This is a genomic window from Streptomyces sp. NPDC058646 (assembly GCF_042716875.1).
Lineage (GTDB): Bacteria > Actinomycetota > Actinomycetes > Streptomycetales > Streptomycetaceae > Streptomyces.
The window spans coordinates 1-5,508 of the sequence record NZ_JBHXRK010000069.1; the positions used below are offsets into that span (position 1 = coordinate 1).

The 5,508-nt window shown below is 72.0% G+C and carries 4 protein-coding genes; 1 reads left to right on the forward strand and 3 read right to left on the reverse strand.

The features are described from left to right. Window positions 1–414 precede the first annotated feature (414 nt). The gene (locus ACFWUZ_RS36070) at window positions 415–834 is read left to right on the forward strand and encodes an SSI family serine proteinase inhibitor (RefSeq protein WP_384382323.1); all 420 of its coding nucleotides are present in this window, start codon (window positions 415–417) and stop codon (window positions 832–834) included. A gap of 121 nt (window positions 835–955) precedes the next feature. On the opposite strand, the gene ACFWUZ_RS36075 is transcribed toward ACFWUZ_RS36070, so the two are convergent. The 3 genes from ACFWUZ_RS36075 to ACFWUZ_RS36085 are packed head-to-tail and all read right to left on the reverse strand — an operon-like array spanning window position 956 to window position 4,523. Then, the gene (locus ACFWUZ_RS36075) at window positions 956–1,309 is read right to left on the reverse strand and encodes a UBP-type zinc finger domain-containing protein (protein ID WP_384382325.1); all 354 of its coding nucleotides are present in this window, start codon (window positions 1,307–1,309) and stop codon (window positions 956–958) included. Next, window positions 1,306–2,850, reverse strand: coding sequence for an ATP-binding protein (locus tag ACFWUZ_RS36080; RefSeq protein WP_384382327.1), 1,545 nt, complete (start codon window positions 2,848–2,850; stop codon window positions 1,306–1,308). The genes ACFWUZ_RS36075 and ACFWUZ_RS36080 overlap by 4 nt, the downstream gene beginning before the upstream one ends. After that, window positions 2,847–4,523, reverse strand: coding sequence for an FAD-dependent oxidoreductase (locus ACFWUZ_RS36085; protein ID WP_384382329.1), 1,677 nt, complete (start codon window positions 4,521–4,523; stop codon window positions 2,847–2,849). The genes ACFWUZ_RS36080 and ACFWUZ_RS36085 overlap by 4 nt, the downstream gene beginning before the upstream one ends. Window positions 4,524–5,508 lie beyond the last annotated feature (985 nt).

Below are 5,508 nucleotides of genomic sequence, written 5' to 3' on the forward strand. Positions count from 1 at the left end.
GCGACTTCACCACACCGTCCGCCGACTGTCACAGGCGTGTGACAGGGCATTCTCCCCGACCCGCTCCGGCGAGGGCGACCCCGGGGATTCCCGCCCGGAACCCCCCTGACACCGGCACTATCCGGTCAGCCTGGATGGCCGTTCGGTGAACCGCGTCCGGCCGACAGCAGGTCAGCGGCCCGCATATCGCGACCGCGGCGGGGCGTCACCCTGCGTTGACGCATGATCGCGGTGGGCGCATGCCCCGCCTGAGCTGCCCGAACGACCATTCGGTCACCGATAATCGAACGAGATGTCTTTAAATCGGTCTTCGATGTGCGAGCACCCTTCACACCCGACAGACTCAGCAGCATCCAGTCGATAGAACGCAGTCAACGACTGGATCCACCCTTCGAATTGAAAGAGAGTTCTGTCGTGCGTCACCGCATCGCTGCTGTCTCTGCCGCCGCACTCCTCACGCTTGCCGGCGCCACCGGGATCGCGGAGGCACAATCCACCGGCCTGTACGCCCCGTCCGCCGTGGTCCTCACCGTCGCCCAGGGCGAGGACGAGGCCACCGCCGTACGGGCGTCCACCCTCAGCTGCGCACCGACCGCCCAGGGGACGCACCCCGACCCCCAGGCCGCGTGTACGGCCCTCGCCGCCACCGCCGGAACCCTCGACATGCTGCTGGCCGCCCCGGACACGAACCGGGCCTGCCCGATGCACTACGACCCCGTGACGGTCACCGCGGACGGCGTGTGGCAGGGCAGCCGCATCGCCTGGAAGCACACCTTCTCCAACGCGTGTGTCATGTCCGCGACCCTCAACGGGAACCCCGTCTACGCCTTCTGACGGCTCCGGCCGGCCCGCCCTCCCCGTGCGTCCGCCCCCGCCCCTCCCCGGGTGGGGGCGGACCCGTGTCCGGCGCAGGGCCCGGCCGGCGTCCTGGGGACCGCCTCGGGCACCGGGGTGTTCAGCGGTGCAGGAGCCGCGTCCAGTCCTGGGGGACCCGGTCGGCCGGGCCCGGCGCCGGCTGGTCGTGGGGGCGGCCGGCCGGCGGCGTCAGCTCCGGCCCCGACTCGTAGAGGGCGTTCCTGGCGTAGTCCCAGAACCACCCCTCGCCCGGCTCGAAGCTCTGCACCACGGGATGCCCCGTCGACTTCCAGTGGGCCGTGGCGTGCTGGGCGGGCGAGGAGTCGCAGCAGCCGATGTGGCCGCACTGGGCGCAGCGCCGCAGGTGGAACCACCAGCCGCCGATTGCGTCGCAGTCGGCGCAGCCGGTGCCGGCGGGCGGGACGCTCGGGTCGATTCCGGCGATGTCGGTCATACGGGCTCCTCGGCGGTCTCGGTTGCGGAGGCGGTTCCGGAGGCGGGGGCGGGGGCGGTACCGGCGCCACCGGGGGCGGTATCGGCTTCGGGTCCGGCGTAGGGCTCGGGGTCCGGGGTGCTCAGGGGGAGCAGCACCTGGAAACGGGTGTCGCCCGGCACGGACTCGACCTGGAGGCTGCCGTGGTGCTTGTTGACGACGATCCGCCAGGAGATGTCCAGGCCGAGACCGGTGCCTTCGCCGACCGGTTTGGTCGTGAAGAAGGGGTCGAAGATGCGGCTGCGGATGTCGGCCGGGATGCCGGGCCCGGTGTCGCGGAACTCCACCAGCAGCCGGTCTCCCTCCCGTGCGGTGCGGACCGTGAGGGTGCCCTCGCCGCCGGTGCTCCCGATGGCGGAGACGGCGTTGTCGACGAGGTTGGTCCACACCTGGTTGAGCTCTGCCGGGTAGGCGGGCACGTCCGGCACGGAGCGGTCGTAGTCCTTGACCACCCGGATCCGGGACCCGATCTTGCCGGACAGCATCAGCAGGGTGCTGTCGAGGAGTTCGTGGACGTCGACGACGCGGTGCGGGGCGCGGTCGAGCTGCGAGTACTGCTTGGCGGCGTCCACGAGGTGGGAGATGCGGTGGGTGGAGTCGTCGATCTCGTCCATCAGCAGCTCGGTCTCGACCGTGTAGTTGAGCCAGCCGATCGCCGCCGGAAGGATGTCGTCGGCGACGGCAGCCGCGACCTGCTCCAGCCAGTCCGCGTCCAGCCCGGCCTGTACGAAGGTCGGTGCGACCCGCCAGCCCTCCGCGATGCCGTGCTCGTCGAGCCAGTCGGCGAGTTCGTCCTCGCGGTCGGCCGCCTCCAGCGGGGTCGACGCCGTCGCCTTCGCGACGCGTTCGACGGTGCGCTCCTGGATCTCGATGAGATCGGCGATCGCCTCGCGGGAGTAGTCGCCCTGAGCGATGACGGCCAGCTTGTGCCGCATCTTGCCCACCCGTTCCCGCAGCGTCGCGGTGGCCCGGACGGCCGCCGCGGCCGGGTTGTTGAGCTCGTGGGTGAGCCCGGCGGACAGGGAGCCGAGAGCCAGCAGCCGTTCCCGCTGTCCGATGGCCCGCTGGGTGTTCTTCGCGCCGAAGAAGAGTCCTTCCAGCAGGTGCGCGGCCATCGGGAACCACTCCTGCATGATGTCCGCGAACGATTGCGCGGAGAGGACGAAGAACCGCGTCGGTTCGGTCACCCGCATGGAGTTGTTGTACGTCTGGGGCACCCGGTCGCCGAGGTAGGCCTGCATGGCTCCCGCGTACACCCCTCGCTGGGAGGTGCGGCTCACTTCCACGTCGTCGCCGCCGACCCTGCGGTAGAGGACGACGGTGCCTTCGAGCATCACGTAGAAGCAGGTCGCCGGGTCGCCCTCGGTGTACACCGGTCCGGCCTCGAACCGCTCCACCCTTCCCTCGCTGCACAGCCGTCCCAGCTGCCCCGGGGTGAGCTTCTCGAACAGGAACAGGGAGGCGATCTCCTGCGGGCTGCAGGGCATGACCTGCCCGCTCATGACTCCTCCAGGTAGCGGTGGACGAGCATCACGGCCATGGCTCCTTCGCCGACGGCGGACGCGACGCGCTTCGCGGACCGGGCGCGCGCGTCGCCCGCCACGAACACGCCGGGAACGCTGGTCTCCAGATGGTAGGGCGGCCGGTCCAGTTCCCACTCGGCCGGCGGCCTCCCGTCCGGCGTGAGGTCCGGCCCGGCCAGGATGAAGCCGTGCTCGTCGCGGAGCACCGTGCCGTCCAGCCAGTCGGTCAGCGGGGCCGCGCCGATGAAGACGAACATCCACTGCGCGTCGACGAGTTCGGTGGCGCCGCTGTCCACGTCGCGCAGGGTCAGCTGCTCCAGGTGTTCCTCGCCGTGCGCCGCCTCGACGGCGGTCCGGGTGCGCACGGTGATGTTCGGCGCCTCCTCGATCTGCTGGACCAGGTAGTACGACATCGAGGCCGTCAGCGACTCCCCGCGCACCAGCAGCGTCACCGACTTCGCGCCCCGCGCCAGGTACATGGCCGCCTGTCCCGCGGAGTTGGCTCCGCCGACGATGTACACGTCCTGGCCCAGGCAGGAGGAAGCCTCGGTGAGCGAGGATCCGTAGTAGACCCCGCAGCCGGTCAGTTCGTCGCACCCCGGTGCCCGGAGCTGGCGGTACGAGACACCGGTCGCCAGGATCACGCTCTGCGCGGCGACCGCCGATCCGTCGGAGAAGCGCACGACGCGCGCCGCGCCGTTGACCTCCAGGCCGGTGACCTCGCGCGCGGTGAGGATCTCGGCGCCGAACCTGCCCGCCTGGCGGCGGGCGCGTTCGGTGAGCTGCGCGCCCGACACGCCGTCCGGGAATCCGAGGTAGTTCTCGATGCGGGAGCTCTGCCCCGCCTGCCCGCCGGTGGCCGACCGCTCGACCAGGACCGTACGCAGGCCCTCGGACGCCCCGTACACGGCCGCGCCGAGTCCGGCAGGACCGCCGCCGATCACGACGAGATCGTAGAACTCGGCGGTCGGCGTCGTCGCGAGGCCCACGTGGGCGGCCAGGTCGGGCGCCTCCGGCTCGATCAGGACGGTGCCCGCCGGGGTGATCACCACGGGCAGCCGCTGTCCTTCGACCCCGGCCGCCTCCAGCAGTCGCCGCCCCTCGGGTTCGTCGCAGGAGTACCAGCGGTACGGCACCTGGTTGCGGGCCAGGAACTCCCGCACGTGCGAGGAGCGCGCCGACCAGCGGTGTCCGACCACCTTGGTGGCGGGGACGGGCCGGTGGTCGCTGGAGCGCCAGGCCGTGAGCAGGTCGTCCAGGACCGGGTAGAGCTTCTCCTCGGGCGGGTCCCAGGGCTTGAGCAGGTAGTGGTCGAGGTCGACGACGTTGATCGCGTCGATCGCCGCGTTGGTGTCGGCGTACGCGGTCAGCAGGACGCGCCGCGCGCCCGGGTACACGCTCAAAGCCTGTTCGAGGAACTCGATGCCGTTCATCTGCGGCATGCGGTAGTCGGCCAGGATCACGGCCACCAGGTCGCCCCGCAGCTTCAGCTCGCGCAGGGCCTCCAGCGCGGACTCGCCCGACTCGGCGCGCACGATGCGGTAGGCGCCGCCGTACTGGCGCCGCAGGTCGCGGGCGATGGCGCGGGAGACTCCCGGGTCGTCGTCCACGGTCAGGATGACGGTCCGCGCGGTGTCGGCGGCCTGTGCCATGCGTCTCCACCCCGGGCGGTCTGGACGAGCGGCAGGGCGAGCCGCCCGCGCCGGTTCCCGCCCATCGTATGTTCGATCGCCGGGTGTCGCCCCGGGACGCCGCCGGCCATGCGCTCGGGGTACACGCCGGTCGCGGCCGGTCAGCGTCCGCCGCCGGGGCGACGGGCGACCTGGCGGCGAGCAGCGATCACTGCGGAGCCCCGCCTGGACGTTCTGCATCATCCGGCGCAGGACCTTCTGGGCCCTGACGTAGTCCGCGTCGTCGATTCCCTCGTGGATGGTCCCCCGGACCGTGAATGCCTGCCGAGATCGACCCGGGCCGCCTCCCCCGTCCCACGTCCTGGGAGGGCCGGCCACGCTCCAGCAGCGCTTTCGACTCCGCTCCAGGTCGTCCTCGACGGGGGCGCGCTGGTGAGCCTGCTGGTCGGCAACGCCGGAACGCTTCGCCGAGGCCCGCGCGGCCGGCGCGGCTCCCGTCGTCGGCGAGAGGCGGCCCCCGGTCTCACGGAGCGAGTGGCCTGCGGCGAGTGGCGCCGGGCCGTTCGGAGTCCGATCGTCCCGGACCGCACCGCCTCCCACCGGGTGGCCACCGTCAGCGCGGTACCGACGCCCCTCATCACGGGGACGTTCGACGCGAAGACCGGGGCGAGCCGGGGGCCCGTACGTGGGCCGTACCCTGGCGCGCTCGACCGCCGTGCAGATCCCGGCGTCGGCCACGGGGTGGCCCCCCGGTCACGGTGCGCACAGGAGGCGCCGGCCACCTCCCTCGCGCCGAAGCCGTTCACGATCACCCCGAAGCGGCTGTCAGGGTGCGACGGAGGGCGACGCTCTCGTCACCTTGCGCGCAGGACCGCGCCGCCCCTGGCGGGCATCGGGCCACGCCTCCTCCTCGGGGGCATGCCGCACGGCTCTGACCAGGCACGACTCCGCGGAGAATGCCCTGTCACACGCCTGTGACAGTCGGCGGACGGTGTCGTGAAGTCGT